The 15,762-nt window shown below is 41.2% G+C and carries 14 protein-coding genes and 1 pseudogene; 5 read left to right on the top strand and 10 right to left on the bottom strand.

The window, feature by feature from the left end; all coding sequences use genetic code 11:
- A partial coding sequence (locus tag BTW00_RS12140) for a transposase (protein ID WP_143506602.1) occupies window positions 1-306 on the top strand: 306 nt, incomplete at its 5' end.
- Entirely contained in the window at window positions 307-768 is a 462-nt protein-coding gene (locus BTW00_RS12135; RefSeq protein ID WP_075107620.1) for a hypothetical protein, read from the top strand.
- A gap of 34 nt (window positions 769-802) precedes the next feature.
- Here the strand turns inward: BTW00_RS12135 and BTW00_RS12130 are convergent, their stop codons facing one another.
- Genes BTW00_RS12130 through otsB form a run of 6 tightly spaced genes read right to left on the bottom strand, consistent with a single transcriptional unit; the run spans window position 803 to window position 6,658 of the window.
- Window positions 803-1,480, bottom strand: coding sequence for a glycosyltransferase family 2 protein (locus BTW00_RS12130; protein WP_075107619.1), 678 nt, complete (start codon window positions 1,478-1,480; stop codon window positions 803-805).
- A 44-nt stretch (window positions 1,481-1,524) separates the two neighbouring features.
- Window positions 1,525-2,250, bottom strand: a complete 726-nt coding sequence (locus BTW00_RS12125; RefSeq protein WP_083603650.1) for a class I SAM-dependent methyltransferase — start codon at window positions 2,248-2,250, stop codon at window positions 1,525-1,527.
- Complete coding sequence (locus tag BTW00_RS12120) at window positions 2,234-3,094, bottom strand: PIG-L deacetylase family protein (protein ID WP_083603649.1); 861 nt, start codon at window positions 3,092-3,094, stop codon at window positions 2,234-2,236. Before BTW00_RS12120 ends, BTW00_RS12125 begins: the two co-directional genes overlap by 17 nt.
- Window positions 3,082-4,167, bottom strand: coding sequence for an acyl-CoA dehydrogenase family protein (locus BTW00_RS12115; protein WP_178379305.1), 1,086 nt, complete (start codon window positions 4,165-4,167; stop codon window positions 3,082-3,084). The genes BTW00_RS12120 and BTW00_RS12115 overlap by 13 nt, the downstream gene beginning before the upstream one ends.
- 19 nt (window positions 4,168-4,186) lie before the next feature.
- Window positions 4,187-5,749: a trehalose-6-phosphate synthase gene (locus BTW00_RS12110; protein WP_075107618.1), complete on the bottom strand. Its 1,563-nt coding sequence runs from the start codon at window positions 5,747-5,749 to the stop codon at window positions 4,187-4,189.
- A gap of 21 nt (window positions 5,750-5,770) precedes the next feature.
- A complete protein-coding gene (otsB, locus tag BTW00_RS12105; RefSeq protein ID WP_256714070.1) occupies window positions 5,771-6,658 on the bottom strand; it encodes a trehalose-phosphatase in 888 nt (295 codons plus the stop codon).
- Between the two features lie 400 nt (window positions 6,659-7,058).
- Here otsB and BTW00_RS12100 point away from each other — a divergent pair, with 400 nt between their 5' ends.
- A complete protein-coding gene (locus tag BTW00_RS12100) occupies window positions 7,059-7,421 on the top strand; it encodes a hypothetical protein (protein WP_075107616.1) in 363 nt (120 codons plus the stop codon).
- 631 nt (window positions 7,422-8,052) lie between these two features.
- Here the strand turns inward: BTW00_RS12100 and BTW00_RS12095 are convergent.
- Window positions 8,053-8,538: a hypothetical protein gene (locus tag BTW00_RS12095; protein WP_075107615.1), complete on the bottom strand. Its 486-nt coding sequence runs from the start codon at window positions 8,536-8,538 to the stop codon at window positions 8,053-8,055.
- Window positions 8,539-8,749: 211 nt separating this feature from the next.
- Between BTW00_RS12095 and BTW00_RS12090 the strand changes: the two genes are divergently transcribed.
- Window positions 8,750-9,418, top strand: a complete 669-nt coding sequence (locus tag BTW00_RS12090; protein ID WP_075107614.1) for a hypothetical protein — start codon at window positions 8,750-8,752, stop codon at window positions 9,416-9,418.
- Window positions 9,419-9,545: 127 nt separating this feature from the next.
- On the opposite strand, the gene BTW00_RS12085 is transcribed toward BTW00_RS12090, so the two are convergent.
- The 3 genes from BTW00_RS12085 to BTW00_RS12070 all read right to left on the bottom strand — a co-directional run bounded on the left by BTW00_RS12085 (window position 9,546) and on the right by BTW00_RS12070 (window position 13,109).
- Entirely contained in the window at window positions 9,546-10,301 is a 756-nt protein-coding gene (locus BTW00_RS12085) for a zinc-dependent peptidase (RefSeq protein ID WP_075107613.1), read from the bottom strand.
- A 161-nt stretch (window positions 10,302-10,462) separates the two neighbouring features.
- On the bottom strand, window positions 10,463-12,214 hold the full coding sequence (locus tag BTW00_RS12080; protein ID WP_075107612.1) for an autotransporter domain-containing protein: 1,752 nt from the start codon (window positions 12,212-12,214) through the stop codon (window positions 10,463-10,465).
- A gap of 256 nt (window positions 12,215-12,470) precedes the next feature.
- Entirely contained in the window at window positions 12,471-13,109 is a 639-nt protein-coding gene (locus BTW00_RS12070) for a GDSL-type esterase/lipase family protein (protein WP_075107611.1), read from the bottom strand.
- Window positions 13,110-13,408: 299 nt separating this feature from the next.
- On the opposite strand from BTW00_RS12070, the pseudogene BTW00_RS14275 reads away from it, so the two are divergent.
- Window positions 13,409-14,965, top strand: a pseudogene (locus tag BTW00_RS14275) (circularly permuted type 2 ATP-grasp protein); the annotation flags it as partial.
- Window positions 14,966-15,762: the final 797 nt, after the last annotated feature.

Genomic DNA, 15,762 nt, shown 5'->3' with positions numbered 1-15,762 from the left:
AAGTATCCGCATGTCATCAAGTCTTGGCGTAATAACTGGGAGGGCTTAACGGTGTTCTTTGGCTACCCTAAAGACATCAGAAAAGCCATCTATACCACCAATGCTATTGAGTCGCTAAACAGTGTGATTCGTACGGCGGTGAATAAGCGTAAGGTGTTCCCCTCTGATCAGGCAGCGTTTAAGGTAGTCTATCTAGCAACCCAGCAGGCGTCTAAAAAGTGGTCGATGCCGATTCGTAACTGGACGTCTGCCCTTAATCGCTTTATGATTATGTTTGATGATCGTATTAGCAGGCATTTAATCTAAATGGCAGTTACACAGAATCTGGGATGGTCTCGAACACTCGATTCAAACATAGAAAACTTGTGTATTTTTTTACTTTTAAGTGTTTGCATCTTAATGTTGTTAGCGCCATTATTTTCATGGAAATACCAACCTTCTAAGTCACTGACTAAAAGATTATTAATAGCACTCTTTCTTATTCCATTTTTTTTATATTTTTTATTTGATATGTTTCATACAAATGATATTCAAAAAAATAATATTTTGCTCTTAAACTTTGACAAGTCTACGGAGAGTATCTTGCTTAGCGATAGTGACAATACAGAAATATCGAATGAGTATGCATTTGCCTCTGATCTCATACATGACGAGAATAGTAGCAAGAGAAAGATAATAGAAGAGAGAAGCAACAGTAATACCTATAGTGCAATACCTGTTACAGAAAGTGTAGATAAGCCTGATGAAAGTGAAAGAGATGTTTTTTAATTTCAGCTTTTAATAGCTTTGAACTATGATGGGTTTAATATGACCAGCTGACTTTTTCAAGGTTTGCTAAAAATGCACCAAAACCTTCTTTTGCTCGAGCTTGCAATCGACTACTGGTCAGTACACGGACGCGATTGCTCCAAGTAATCGCATAGCAATGTGCTTCGAACTTATTAACTAGATCTACATCTTCATGACAAGTCAAAGGTGCAAAGCCGCCAGTGGCTAAATAAGCGTCACTACTAAAACTCAAATTTGCCCCATGAATATGTCGATGCCCCATCTTGTCTTGATAATGCGTAATATAAGCTTGTTGTGTTTGTGATGACAAATGCCCCCAGTTATTGATAGACACTACGCCGCAAATCATATCGGCCCTCTGCTGGTCAAGATGTTCCATTTGCTGCACTAACCAATCCATAGGCACTGTTGAGTCAGCATCGGTACAGGCAAGCCATGTTGCCCCATGAGCAATTGCATAGCGGATGCCCATATCCCTGACTTGTCCCACGCACTGATAATAACAGCATAAGTAATCAAACCCTGTCGCTTGGACAATTTTCAATGTGTCATCAGTACAGCTATCTAGTACTACCAGTACAGAAGCATTGAAAGTTGAAGGTAACTGCTCGATTGCAGTCTGTACAGACGCTAGGCATTGGGCGATAGTCTTTGCTTCGTTATGAGCAGGAATCACAATACTAATTTTCATAATATCTACCAATCCCGATATAATTTAAGATTATTTTTGGTTTTCTATATTAAGTTTTCTTGCATAGCAACTGACGTGGAAGAACGTTGCCAAATATCTAGTAAAAAGTCGCTATCTATCATTTGGCTCTGATGATTGAAAGCGTGATGATTTTCGTTATTGTTAGTAAATACCTGATGTAAACGCTGATGTACGCTTTCACCTGTCATTGCAAAACCATCAATAGCATAGCGCCAGTGGCAGCAAAGCAGAGTACCATTTAGGGCAAGATTGTGTAGTGCCCAGTTGATGACCACATCAATATCACTGGATGACAAATAGTATAAAATCTCACTAATAACGATCAAATCAAAGGGTGGTTGATTGATCGAAGTATTTTCTGATAGAGGTTTCCTCTGTTCCAATAACTCTTTTAAAGAAAATAGTTTATCGGGAACAATACCTTGTATGACTCTAGCATGAGGTAGTGCTGCTAAACGCTCTTTAGCAAGTTTCACTGCTTGATGATTGCCATCGATACTAATTAAATCCTGACAACGATGAGCCAATAACTCACTTAGTACGCCATTACCGCAGCCCAATTCAATCGCACGTTCATAGTGTGGTTGGGGTAGTAGCGCCAAGCAAGTATTACGTTTTCGCTCTTCATACCAACGAGTTTGATATTGCCATGGGTCGGTATTGTCATTATATAATTCGTCAAAATATGAATCCGAATAGGCGCTGTACTGACTAGAATTAGCCAAGCTTTCTTTAGAGGTATGGTTCATATATATAAACTTCCCAAGGTTGGCTGATTCGAGTAATCGTTTGCTTAGTTAGAATGGGCGAGTTGCCTGTACTTACATCTTCAGTAGTTTGGCTTTTGAAGCAATGGATAGCATCGATTTTTTTCTCTAATTGCTCAGGCGTTAAATCCATTCTCACGGCATATTGCCAAGGGATACGACTGTCATCAGGCGTTGCCCAATGCCATGCCCATATCAGTACTTGATAGCAGGGCAGGCGATTTTGTTTGGCAAACGAGGTGACCACGCGCCCTGTGGCTTCGTGGTCAGGATGCCCGTCTCGTGCGAAGGTGGTGACTAAAATATCGTTAGGCTGGAGGATAGTCACTAATTTCTGACAAAAGAGAGCTTGTTGCGCGAATACATCCCCATCTGTTAAATCTAAAGCAAGTGTCGTAACCTGATGGCTCACATCCAACGTTTTTAGAGCTTCAACACTTTCTTTTGGACGGAGGGTGTTAAGCTGTTCTGGAGAATAAATCTTCGAGTCGGGATGACTTTGGGTGCCATTAGTTACATGGATGAGAACTATGGGATTGCCGTTATCTACTAGTTGCTGCAATAATCCACCACAGCCTAATATCTCATCATCAGGATGCGGTGCAAAGATACAGACGCGTTGATGGGAGTTGAAGCTTGTCTGAATATTTAATTGAGGCAGTTTTTGTAATCCTGCCCAGTTTTGCCATGTGTCTGAGCTAGTACCAGCACCTTCAATAATACGGTCTCCTACGATTGGATGGGGATATCGAAGCAGGGTAGTAGACTTAGCGTTATTATCTTTGAAGATAAGCTGTATGTTCTTATTTAATTCTATAGTTGCCATACGTTTGCCTGTCCATGAGTCGAATTACTGTGTAAAAGGTTGGTCAACTCACCAATTTTTTGTAAGTCGAAAGCACCATGACTTTGGCGAATAAACACAGGAAGATCTGCTGATAGTCTTGCAAAATGAGCATTACGGCAAAATGGTGCGGCTCCCAATGCTTGACCCACTATCTCTACTGTGTGGCGCGCGACTTTTTCAATTTGGGCTCTCAATTGACGTATAGCAAGCTCATGGCAAAATGACGGCTCTGTGTCTATCAGATCGGCGGCGTAATAGAGATATTGTTGAGTAATTGCCAATGCAGTACCAATTTCACCTAAATACATGGCCTTGTAGTCATTCGGTTTTTGCTGATAAGCAGTGGTCAAATAGCTTGCTAGGCAAGCTGATGCGCCATACCAACACGCAGCAACCCCTGCAGCCCCGTGCCAAAACCCCGCACGATCTAGATAGGCATTCTCTTTTCCAACCAAACTCGCTGATACGCCACAAAACTTCACAGTAGCTGTATCTGTGGCTTGCATTCCTACTGCCTGCCATTCACTATTGTTAATTTCAATACCTGCCTGATGCATGTCTATAATCATTAGTTGTGATTGATTATTGCTATTGCGATAAGTAACAAGGGCGTAATCTACCATGCCAGCTCCTGAACACCATGCTTTGTGACCAATGGCCTTTCCTTGCTCATAACGTAGAGGGTCGGGATGGCCTTCTGCTGCCCAAACGGCCCATAAACCTTTGGCTACCTTGCCATACCCAATTTCATTCAAAATACTTAAAGCGTCTAAATGCGATTCAAACCATTTGACAATCGTTAGATCAATACTTGCAACATACGCCAAAACTTGCCAGCGTATTAAAGTATTTGAAAGCCCGCTATGCTCAGCCATACCGCTTGCGGGATGAGGGATATCTTTGCTATAAGACACTAATATATCTAAAATTTTATGGCGTAATGCAGCGGTAAGATTAAGCGTACTCATTGCTTGGGTGTCAGTAGCTATTATTTTATCGACAGCGACTTTAATATCTTTTAATAAATCGTTTTTTATATTTGTCGATCGCATCAGAGTCTCCTAGTTATCCTTATGAGTCAGACATTTGAACATTGGCGGGCTCCATGCTACTTATTTGACTGCTGCTTTCATTGTATAAATCATCCAAAAAACTCTGCTGCCAAATCTGCAAATTGTCTTTCTGTAGTCCTTGCAATAATGACCGATAACGAGACTGACGCTCTTCCAACGGCATCTTGAGGGCCGTTTTTAAGCCCTCTATCATGCTTTGCGGCTGATGGGGATCTATGATGACGGCAGCCTGCATTTGTTCAGCGGCTCCAGCATAACGGGACAGTAATAAAACACCAGGATTATCAGGATTTTGGGCAGCGATATACTCTTTGGCCACCAGGTTCATACCGTCTTTAAGCGAGTTCACCCAACCGACGTTACTTTGCCAAAACATCGTCATCAATTTCTCATGGCTCAATGCGGTTTCGCTATAGTTAATGGCTTGCCAATTGCTATTCTCAGACAGATATTGCTGATTGATGTCATAGACCTCTTTTTTGACATCATCGTAAAGACTTTGATACGTCGGCAAATCTAAACGACTAGGGCAGGCGACTTGTAATAACTGCAGGTGATTTTGATACGATGGATTTTGCGCTAAAAAATCACGATATGCTGCAAAGCGTTTTAACAGCCCTTTTGAATAATCAATCCTATCAACTGCAATAATCTGTTGAAAAGTAAGGTTTTTACTTTTATAAAGTGGGGTGGAGTGCAAGGGGATAGCGGAAGATAAGTGTTTAACCTGCTGCTGAATTTGTGTCACATTGACGCCTATTGGATAAGCATCAACCATTAAAGCGTGCTGAGGTTTTAGCGCTAAATCGAGCGTCATTTTTGCTCTAGTATAGGTATAGGGCTGAGCAAAATTTCGCTTCATGTCTAACACATTTATCGGTGCGCTTGCTACAAGCTGGTCGTGTATAAAATGGTCTTTTAAGTAATACTGCAAGACATTCAAGCAATGAGTCCTGTCTTGCTGAGTCTGCGTACCCAACAAATCATAATGGGCCAAATGATGAATAACCTCAGAACTTTGTGAAAGCGATTGCCAAAAGCGTAATGAAGCAAATGGAATATGTAAGAAAAATCCGATACGATTAGACAAGCCTAATTGTCTACAATGATATGCCACGCTTAAAAAGTGATAATCATGCACCCAAATCACATCATCAGGCCCAATGATTTTCTTTAATTGTTTGGCAAAAAGCCGGTTTACGTCTTGATAGCCTGCGTAATCTTGGGATTTTTGACTGATTAAGTCGATTCGTTCGTGCAATAGTGGCCATAAGACATTGTTAGCGAAACCACAGTAAAATTGATTATATTGCTCAGTGGTAAGAGCTGTGGTCATATAAGTGATACAAGTGCCTTCACCTGTCAAACTGGCTTGCTTGCTAGTAAATAAGTCAGTAGAACCACTAGCATTATTACGGCTCTCTACGACTTTACCGTTCCAACCCATCCAAACTACTGAGTTCCCTATCAATACGTTTTGTAGAGCTACTGCCAGTCCGCCAGCCATCGGTTTGTTGTCGAGCACCTTAACCCGATTTGATAAGACAATTAAACGGCTCATAAAATGGACCTCAACTTTTCCTTAATAGTGAGAATTGACTTTCATTACTCCAGATGGTGACCTATCACGTGTTTGGCAAAAACTTAGAAGGTTACGGAGTAAGTTTGTTACTTCCTTAATATCGTTGACATAATAATGAGCACAGGTCGACTCCCTTCCTACTTTAATGCCTAGCCCTTTTGGTGGTTGTTCTAAGCCTTCTACTATCTTTTTTGAATCTTGTATGGCTCTGAAACCGGCTTCATCAGTAATATCATCACCAATAAAAATTGCACAAGTATCATTGCTAGCTTTGTTCATTATTTTGCCTAGTAGGTATAGAATGGCAGTCCCTTTATTTACACCTTTTGGTACCGCTTCCCAAACATATTTTCCAGGTTTTAACACCCAATCAGGATAGGGTTTTAATACTTCCTTCATCAGGCGATAAGCCTCATCAGCCAAAATGGGATTCTTTCTGAAGTGTAAAGCGACGGAATAAGGTTTACTTTCTACGAAGAAGTCGTCATAGAGGGCACAAGAGCGGAGGATATCTTGCTTTATTTTATCTAGTTCTAAGGTATCAATAAAAAGCGTATTTACCTCATTCAGATCTTCGTCTTCGAATTTACTAAAACTACTATTTAATGCTATTTCTAGACCGTGAGTTGCTGCAATCGGTAACTCTATAGGTGCCAGTAAACTTCTAGCTTCAACAAGACTGCGACCCGTTACAATAGCGACTACGATGCCATGTTTTTGTAGTTTCCGTAATATACTTAAAGTTGAATATGGTACGATGCTATCTTTAGGGTTCAGGGTAAAATCTGAAAGCGTACCGTCTATATCTAAAAATAAATAGCAATTTTTCTGATGTTTTAGATAATCTACTAGTAAATTCGGTTGCATATATATAGGGTGACTTTCCATACTAAAAATAGTTCCTGAAGTAATACTTCCTTATATGTTTTTTAGCTTATAGATTCCAAACGCTTATAGATAAAAATTGATAATGAGTAAGTTTTTTAATAATATAGTCATAAAAAAAGCCAAACATTGTCAGCTTTTATAGTAAAATTACTAGACTTTTGTAATTAATTAAATTTATTACACAGTTTTATTTTTAAGTTAAGGCTTATTTAAAATACTGTAATAAATTTTATTTTAATAGCCTGATATAACTATATTACTTAAAAAAGCTATTAAAATTTAACAAAAACATCTTAGTCGGCATATGTATTAATATTGGAATTCATTTAAAGTAATAGTTAAGTAGAAATATTCAATACCATAATTAATGGTTTATCTTAACTTTATTAAGGATATTAAAATGAAGACAACAATCTCTAGCCATTCACTTCAAAGTAAACTATGGATGGCATTACTGGTCAGCGTTGTAGGACTTAGTGCTTGTAGTAATGAAGTGGAAGAGACGCCAGATAGTACGATGGACACGACTGAAGCTACTGCTGCTGAAGTAGGGACGGACTCTACTATGGGTGAAACAACCACGGATATGGACATGGCCGATACAAACAGTCCTATGGATCCAGCTGGTACAGCCACTACCGACACAATGATGGATAGTACCACTACCGATGAAATGATGGATGGCTCAGTCACTAGTGATACAACAATGGTAGACGAAGACAATACGAGTTTCAATCAAGACCCAGTAGAAAGTGCTCAATAAATCGTAGATGTCAGAGTAGAATCGACCTATATTTGGATTAAACTTAAAGTAGGGATAACAACTTCTCTTAAGCTCACAAAAACTAATAAGTTGTGTGCTGAATACTTAGAAATATCGACGGCTTTACTATAACGAGAAAAGTAATTTTCTTAATATAGTAAAGCCGTCTTTTTGTTGAGATGTCGAAGATAATTCTGTTGGGTACTAAAAAAGCCTATCCGATAAAAAGCGTAACATACCAGAGTAAGCTCAATATTTCACAAGGTAAAAGCAATTATCAAACACATTTATAGTTATAGACGACTGACTATCTGACTCAAAAAAATATATGGTTGTTTGAAAGGAGGCATCGACAAGCAGCGGACTCATTATTGAGATGTTCGATAGAGTATCGTAATTTCGTGCTTGAGCCATTTAGCATAAGTTGACATAAGAATAAGTAATAAGTTAAGCACGAACTTATTCTCTTATAGGCTTTATTTAACATAATATACATTATGCGAAAACATACCAGCGGTTTCAATATAAGAGTAAATATCAATCTGCGCCATATCGTTTCTATATTTAACTGCGTATTTTTAAATTTAAAATAGCTTGGCGCTGACATTTTTAATATCAATTCAGTTTTCTACTAACGACAAGTTTCAAGTAAATGCTTACTCAAAGTTCCACCATCTTCATTTAAGCTAACATCTGCGATTTGGCAATCCTTATCATTGCATGTCAAGTCATAATAAATATTGCTACCTTGCGCCAAGCTGACTTGAACTAATCCTTTATCAGTCATCGAAAACTTCTTGTCTTGAGTATAATCAGGGTCTTGAGAATCCCACAGCACATCATAATCAACATTGCAGGATATTTGATTTTTATCAAAGTAATCTTGTTCTAGCTGCATGGCTGCTTGTAAGTCAGCATTGGCATATTGCTGTAGCACTATAGGATTACTCATACCTTGATCATCGATATCTTGTTGGTACATTTTTGTGATGGTCGTGATTTTCATATCAGCCGCAGCAGCTTGTTTCTGAGATGCTTTTGTCACATCTGCTGTGGCAGTACCGACAATTGTCAGTGCTATGGTTGATAGTAATATCAGCGATTTGTATGTTGGCATGTCGTTCTCTACGAGATCTTATCTTATAAGTGTTACGGTCTATTACATCATAGCCATATAACGACTCTGCTGTATTATCGTATCATTCAGGTTCACACATCAAAATTCCGATTACATAGCGCTTGTATACTCTTTTTATCTATTGTGATGACAACTTTTAGTGGCTTATCGTGACGTTTATTTCGCTAATAACTGTGGTAAGGATGCTTTTATGATAATACTACCTAGCTTTTTTAAGGAGAAATCTGCGGCATTGGCTTCTAGTGGCCTTTTATTGCTTACTTTGACCGCGACTGGTTGCCAGTCCGCTTCTGAGCCCAGTGAAGCCATTGTCGCTCAACCGACTAGTATCTCATCAACCCCTACTAGCACCGATATCAGTCAACCAACCCTTATACAGCAGGCACTGCGCATACAGCATGCTTTGGCCAATAAAAATTTTTCTAGAATAGCCAAAGACATTCATCCTACCCGTGGTGTGCGTTTCTCCATGTATGCTTACGTACGCCCTGAGTCAGACAAGGTTTTTAGCCGCGCGCAATATGCACAGTATTTGCAGCAGTCCAAAATCCGCTTTACTTGGGGTGAACGTGACGGCTCTGGTGAGCCATTAATTATACCGCTGCCGACATACTTGGACACTTGGGTGGATGGCAGGAAGTTCAATAATGTGAATATCAGTGTCAATAAAATTACCAATAATGGCAATTCAATCAATAACTTAAAAGATATATACCAAAACTCTGATGTCGTTGAGTTTTACTATAAAGGTAGTGATGAATACAGCGGTTTAGACTGGCGGGTGTTGCGCTTGGTGTTTGATGAATATCAAGGGAAACGCTATCTCGTCGCTGTCGTTAACGATCAGTGGACGGTTTAAATAACAGCGTAAGCATCTGGATGGTCAGATAAATTATATTAAACAAGGGCAATGCGTCATATATGAAGCACTGCCCTTTTTGTTTCTTTATCATATTATATTCAATTTTTGATATATAAATTTAAAATTATGCTTTTGACTGAAGCGGGCTTTGCTTAAAAAACTTCACCATAATATCGTAAATGTCAGGATAAGCATCTACCAGCTTTTGCGGCGTCTCAAAAAACACCTCGCTCAATACCGCAAAAAACTCGGCAGGATTGGTCGCACCATAACGGTCTAAACCTGACTTTCGGTGCGTTTGAAAATCTTCGAAATCTCGCGACATAATTTGTGTCCAACGTGCAGGATCCATGTCAGGCTGCATCGGTGGAAAGCCATTAGCGCGGCCATTCATCATATCAAGCTTATGCACAAATTCATGAATGACCACATTGTGTCCATCACGCTCACCTGAGTGCTTGGCATCCTTCCATGAGAGAATGACTGGGCCACGTTGCCATGCTTCCCCACTACGGTGCTGACTGCCCTTATGGACGATACCAAATTCATCTACCGTTGTACTCTCACTTTTGTACGAACCTTGATAAATAATAATAGATGACCAACCGCTATACCACTCAAGGCTGAGGTTTAAGATAGGCAAGCACGCCTGTAGTGCAATGGATTGTCTGACAGCATCAGTAATCTCAAAACCTTGTGCGCCCACAATCGACTTATCATCCAAAAACAAAGTCGCCAAATCAAACAAGCGGCTTAGCTCGTATTCAGTCAACCTATCCAATATCATGATACACTCAGCCGCCCGCGCCCAGTCTTCATGCGTGAACTTGCTGTTGTCCAATATACGCTGCTCACGCCAGTCTTTTATGATGTCAAACATACACTTTATCCCTATTCTTCTTAGTATATAGGCCAGCCGTTCTACGTATATTATAGCGATAACCAGTAGCACGCCATGATAATTACTATATTAAAATGTATAAAAACGCCGCTCATAAATACATTACTGAGCGGCGCAGACTATCATCCATACATTATGTTTTAAAATTGATACTGTAAGCCTAACTGTACTGAGCTGTCTTTATCATCACGTGCAAAGGTAGTATCGCCATTCAGATAAGCATAGACATTGTTATCAACCTTGTTGCTAACACTCAACTCAAAACGTCCATAGTCATCATCTTTGTCTGCTTGAGTGATACTAATGTCTCTTTTTTGCCCATCAGCAAAAGACCTTGTCGATAAACGATCCACTAAGCCATCTTCGATGACATGTACGTAAGCGAGTTTGCTTTGAAGCTTGGCGGGTGTACCCATTAAATCAAACCCATATTGCAACTGGTAACCAATCTCCGAGTCCCATGCCTCACTAGATGTGCTATCAATTTTTAAGGCTGTGCGAGAGTTGGCATTGCCACTTGTGTAGCCGTCTATGTCAGTATCAATATAATTTAAACCTAAAAAAGCGCCATGAGCGATGTTTTTCTTAATAAGAAAATTGTAGCCAAGCTCATTATAAGCACTAAACACATCGGCATCAGTATTACCGCGTTCGCTATTGTTAATAATGTTGATACCATTATTACCATCCAGTCTGACGGTGCTATTAACATCTAAATCATGTTTAGATAAGCTTACAGAAGTTGTATTCCACCAAGCCGTGTTTTTGCCGCCCAGTAACGAGTAAGCTTGAATGCCATAGCTGGTGTCTTTTTTGATACCGTTTTCTACATTTTTATTGTTGTGATTGGCGGCTTTGAGACCTGCACCAACACGCCAGCTAGGTTGCACAACGTATTCACCATAGATACCAATATTGGCGCGAGCACCTTCTTGGACGTTATCAGAATCGACATAGCTTTGAGAGCCGTCTACCCAGACCTGAGCACGCGAAGCATCAAAGGTGTCATTGTTATCAATAGCAGGTAAAGCCAAAGCATTGGCACGCTCAAGAATAGCTGAATGCGAATCAGTGGCACTGTCCTTTAACGCAGCCCCCATTCTATTTTGAAGATTAAGCGCGCTTTTGTTTGTGGCAATGATATCAGCATTGGTTTGCTCAACAATCAATCTACTAATAATACGCGAATAGTCACGCATTCTTTGTGTGATGCGCTCTTCACCGAATGCAGCTATCAGCACTTCCTCATTGTCTAATTCGGGATTGTGCCACGTATAGCCACCTGGGATATTCGGATTTTCCGTTTGCGTATAACCATCATAATCAGGTCCAAGAGCCCAGTTGGTCGCCTCAAATCCTACGACGGGCATTACGTTGTCAAAAGACTCTTGATCGCTACAACAGCCAACACCATAAGGCTCGTAGGGTTCTGTCGTGCCAGGTGCAATGATGGCTGGATTGACTTCGAGTGTGATACCAAGCTCTTTTGCAATACGCAGCGCATTTTCACGCAGTCCTACATTGGCAGCTACTTCATTGCCGTCATCGTCATAAGCATTTCGTCCTGCATTGGCATACATCTTATCGCCTGTAATCAAGCTATCTAAGTTGATCATACCCAGTGCTGTCGATTTTTCTTCGTCAGTGAGCTGATCAACAAACGCCTTTGAACCATTGAGGCCGCCCTCCTCTGCACCAAACGCCACAAACTGAATATTATGTTCTGTGTCAATGCCATTCAGGTTTCTTGTCAATTCAGTCAACACGCCAGACCCAGAGGCGTTGTCATCTAATGCTTCTAGATTTTGATAATTTGGGTAGGCTACTGCAGAGTCATAATGTGCGCCGACAAATAGTGTCTTATTGGTATCAGCAACACCTTTTTGGGTCACAATAATGTTATTACTCGTTAAAGAAACAACGCATTTTTTAAATCAAATCTCCAACGACAACATGTTCATAATCAACTTGATTAAGGTTTCCTTTTGATTCGGGTCAGACTCAGCCACCAATAATGTCAAAGCAGCAAGACCTGTGTTATTGATCACCATCTCACCTTTATCATTGAGTAAGCGTCCGTTACGGTGTAAAAAATCTACAAACAAAAAACCCCCACTGCGCTTATTACCATCAGTAAGTAGCTATTCTTCATCGCGCCACGCCCTCCTCTTGCAGATAATCATGCAACCCTTCTGCAAACTGCCGATAACCCGCAGCGTTGGCGTGGATGCGATCAGATTTTAGAGTGTCATCCGACAATACCGCAGACCAACCACCTGAATATAAAGGCACCTCTTTCGCATCAGCAATATCTTCATATAATGGGTTATCACTCACTCGTCCAAACAGTGCACTGGCACTAAAGTGAGGTTCAGCAATAAGGACCACATCGATATTTGCAGATTTCAAGGTGTCGATAGTAGCGGTGATATTGGCACGTGTAGTCTCAGGCTGAACGCGTTGCAATACATCATTACCACCCACGCCAAACAGTACCAAGTCGGGATTTTGAGTAGTGATATCATCGACACGAGCCAGCACATCTGCGGAGGTATCGCCATTGACGCCTGCATTAATAACGGTCCAATGACTCAAATCGGCAAGCACCTTAGGATAAGCTGCATCTAGACTCGCGCCATAACCGTAAGTCAGCGAGTCACCAAGGGCAATCACTATGCTACCAGCTGGCACGGCTTCTTGCTGTGGCTCACTATCACAGCCGGTCATACTGAGAGTCGCGACCAATCCCATGCTAGCCAGCACCAAAAACTTACCTCGTATCTTCATGTCCACTCTTTTCCTTTTTTCATACAAATTGAGTTAAATTTATCAGAATTAAGTTGATATTACTAAAAACCTATTACTTAACCCTTGTTGTATGTTACTCAGCAACCGTTGTATAGTTCATACAGGAGATAGACTACCTGTTTGGCGAAATACAAGTGACCCCTTGCTTAGCATAGAGGGTGTAGTCATCATAAAGTATAACTTTACCAAGGATACGTGAGGTACTTATGAATAAAAAATCATCTCAAAGTCAGGGTCAGAGCCAAAATCAACCTCAAGAAGAGCAGTCAATAGGTCAAATCAAAGACCAAAGTCAGAATAAAAATACAAATGAGGATACGGCTACCCCTGAAACCAGTGTAACAGACAAGGATAACGCCTCGGAGCAATCACAAAACCAGTCGCAGGACACGCCCGCCAATTATTCAGCAGACACTCCCCCATCACGCGCACCAAGTTTTGATGAACTCCAAACAGGCAAAGGTCAGTATCGTCCCGTTGCAAAAGCCGTTGGTCATTGGCTTGATAACATCAACATGGATGCCCTCAATTATCTAAACGAACAAGCAGAAAACATCTTTTACCGTAAAGGGGTTACTTTTACGGTCTATAGCGATGCCAAAAACATCGAGCGTATGATTCCATTTGATATCATTCCACGCATTATTGCAGCGAGCGAATGGCAACAGATAGAAGCAGGCTGCAAACAGCGTATCACTGCTCTCAATGCTTTTTTGCATGATATCTACCATGATCAAGCCATTATGAAGGCCGATATTGTTCCTGCCAGCTATGTGTATGCCAGTGGCTGCTATGAACCGTGGATGATGGGCATTGAGCTCGACAAACCAATCTACTCTCACATTAGTGGTATCGATTTAATCCGTGATGAGTCTGGCAAGTTCTGTGTCTTAGAGGATAACTTGCGCACCCCGTCAGGCGTCTCATATATGCTTGAGAGCCGCAATATATCAGAGACCCTCTTAGCTGATATATTTGCTGACACCCCTATTATGGGCATCAGTGATTATCCCAACCGTCTCAAAGCCTGTCTTGCCAGCTCAACATCCAAATATGATCCGCAAGTCGTCATTTTAACGCCAGGTCGCTTTAATAGTGCCTATTATGAGCATGCTTTTTTAGCGCATGAGATGAATGTACCACTCGTTCATGGTTATGATTTGGTCGTTGAGGACAGCAAAGTCTACATGCAAGGTATTCGCGGTAAAGTACAGGTCGATGTCATCTACCGCCGCATTGATGACCCTTATATTGATCCTTTAGCATTCCGCTCAGATTCTATCTTGGGTGTATCAGGGCTCATGAGTGCGTATCGCGCTGGCAACGTCGTTATCGTAAACGCACCAGGTACGGGCGTGGCCGATGATAAGAGTTTATATCCTTTTGTACCAGATATGATTAAGTTCTACTTAAATGAAGAGCCTATCCTACCTAATATTGAGACCTACCAGTGCCGTAAGCCTGATGATCTCAAATATGTGCTTGATAATCTGGACAAGCTGGTGGTAAAAGAAACGCAAGGCTCAGGCGGCTATGGGATGCTTATTGGTCCGACATCAACCAAAGAAGAAATCGAAGAATATCGCCTGCGTCTGCTTGAAAATCCAGCCGGCTTTATTGCTCAGCCAACCATCTCACTATCTACCAACCCTACTGCCGTGAGCGATGGTATCGCACCGCGTCATATTGATTTGCGTCCCTTTATTCTCAGTCATGGTGATGGCACGGTAGATATCGTACCTGGTGGTCTGACACGAGTGGCCATGGCTGAAGGCTCGTTGGTCGTCAATTCATCGCAAGGCGGCGGTATCAAAGACACATGGATTATTGATGACAGTGATTTAGACAGCCAGCAAGCCGACAAGTGCGCGCCTTTATCCTCAGTAAGTGTCAATTCTACAGGCAACGCTTTAGGGCATGCGAACTACTATAATCGCGTCCAGCCCTTAGAAACCGGTTACGAGAGCTTAGATGATGCGCCCATGATACTGCTACTCTCTACCGCCAGTCACTTAATATGGCTAGGCCGATATAGTGAGCGCCTGTATCACTATGACGATGTCATGAAACAACTCATCAAAGGCGATCTTGAAAAATCACAGATCAAACATTTAATCAGTCACTTAGGGTTTGCCGTTGATAGTGAAGCGTCGCTTACCACCATGAAAGCACAAATGATGTCTGATTTGGAACAAAACATCATACCCAATATTGTGCAGTCGATTGAGGACAATGTCCAAGAGGCCAAAGGTGTCATTGGTAAAGATACCGCTGAGCTGTATAACTTAATCAAGCGTCTATCGAGTGCTGGCACGTATCGAGCGGCGACCTTGCAGCTACACGCGTGTAACGCTGCGATGAAACAAGAAAATCCGACAGTGACTTGTTTTTGGCAATTAGGGCGTCACTTTGAGCAGCTTGAGCGTGCCGTCTTGTTGGGAGAGGATTCAACAGAGGTCAGTTTTGAATTCAGACACTGGATTAATGAGTTGCCGGAAAATACGCGCTGGCGTGAGCTTATCCGCTTGACCAACCAGATGATTAGGTCAAAGAAATTTAGTGATTTTGCGCTGATTAGCAAAGAGTTCAATCTCATATTGCGTCAAGGTGTATAGAAGGTGTCTAGCCAAAA

The sequence above is a fragment of the Psychrobacter sp. C 20.9 genome (genome assembly GCF_001921765.1).
Taxonomy (GTDB): domain Bacteria; phylum Pseudomonadota; class Gammaproteobacteria; order Pseudomonadales; family Moraxellaceae; genus Psychrobacter; species Psychrobacter piscatorii_B.
The sequence above is the reverse complement of the archived record's forward strand: the minus strand, read 5'-3'. Positions and strand labels throughout refer to the sequence as shown.

Excerpts from the sequence above, each read along its gene's own strand:
- BTW00_RS12135 (WP_075107620.1), top strand. The coding sequence starts at position 307 with ATGGCAGTTACACAGAATCTGGGATGGTCTCGAACACTCGATTCAAAC.
- BTW00_RS12130 (WP_075107619.1), bottom strand. The coding sequence starts at position 1,480 with ATGAAAATTAGTATTGTGATTCCTGCTCATAACGAAGCAAAGACTATC.
- BTW00_RS12125 (WP_083603650.1), bottom strand. The coding sequence starts at position 2,250 with ATGAACCATACCTCTAAAGAAAGCTTGGCTAATTCTAGTCAGTACAGC.
- BTW00_RS12120 (WP_083603649.1), bottom strand. The coding sequence starts at position 3,094 with ATGGCAACTATAGAATTAAATAAGAACATACAGCTTATCTTCAAAGAT.
- BTW00_RS12115 (WP_178379305.1), bottom strand. The coding sequence starts at position 4,167 with ATGCGATCGACAAATATAAAAAACGATTTATTAAAAGATATTAAAGTC.
- BTW00_RS12110 (WP_075107618.1), bottom strand. The coding sequence starts at position 5,749 with ATGAGCCGTTTAATTGTCTTATCAAATCGGGTTAAGGTGCTCGACAAC.
- otsB (WP_256714070.1), bottom strand. The coding sequence starts at position 6,658 with ATGGAAAGTCACCCTATATATATGCAACCGAATTTACTAGTAGATTAT.
- BTW00_RS12100 (WP_075107616.1), top strand. The coding sequence starts at position 7,059 with ATGAAGACAACAATCTCTAGCCATTCACTTCAAAGTAAACTATGGATG.
- BTW00_RS12095 (WP_075107615.1), bottom strand. The coding sequence starts at position 8,538 with ATGCCAACATACAAATCGCTGATATTACTATCAACCATAGCACTGACA.
- BTW00_RS12090 (WP_075107614.1), top strand. The coding sequence starts at position 8,750 with ATGATAATACTACCTAGCTTTTTTAAGGAGAAATCTGCGGCATTGGCT.
- BTW00_RS12085 (WP_075107613.1), bottom strand. The coding sequence starts at position 10,301 with ATGTTTGACATCATAAAAGACTGGCGTGAGCAGCGTATATTGGACAAC.
- BTW00_RS12070 (WP_075107611.1), bottom strand. The coding sequence starts at position 13,109 with ATGAAGATACGAGGTAAGTTTTTGGTGCTGGCTAGCATGGGATTGGTC.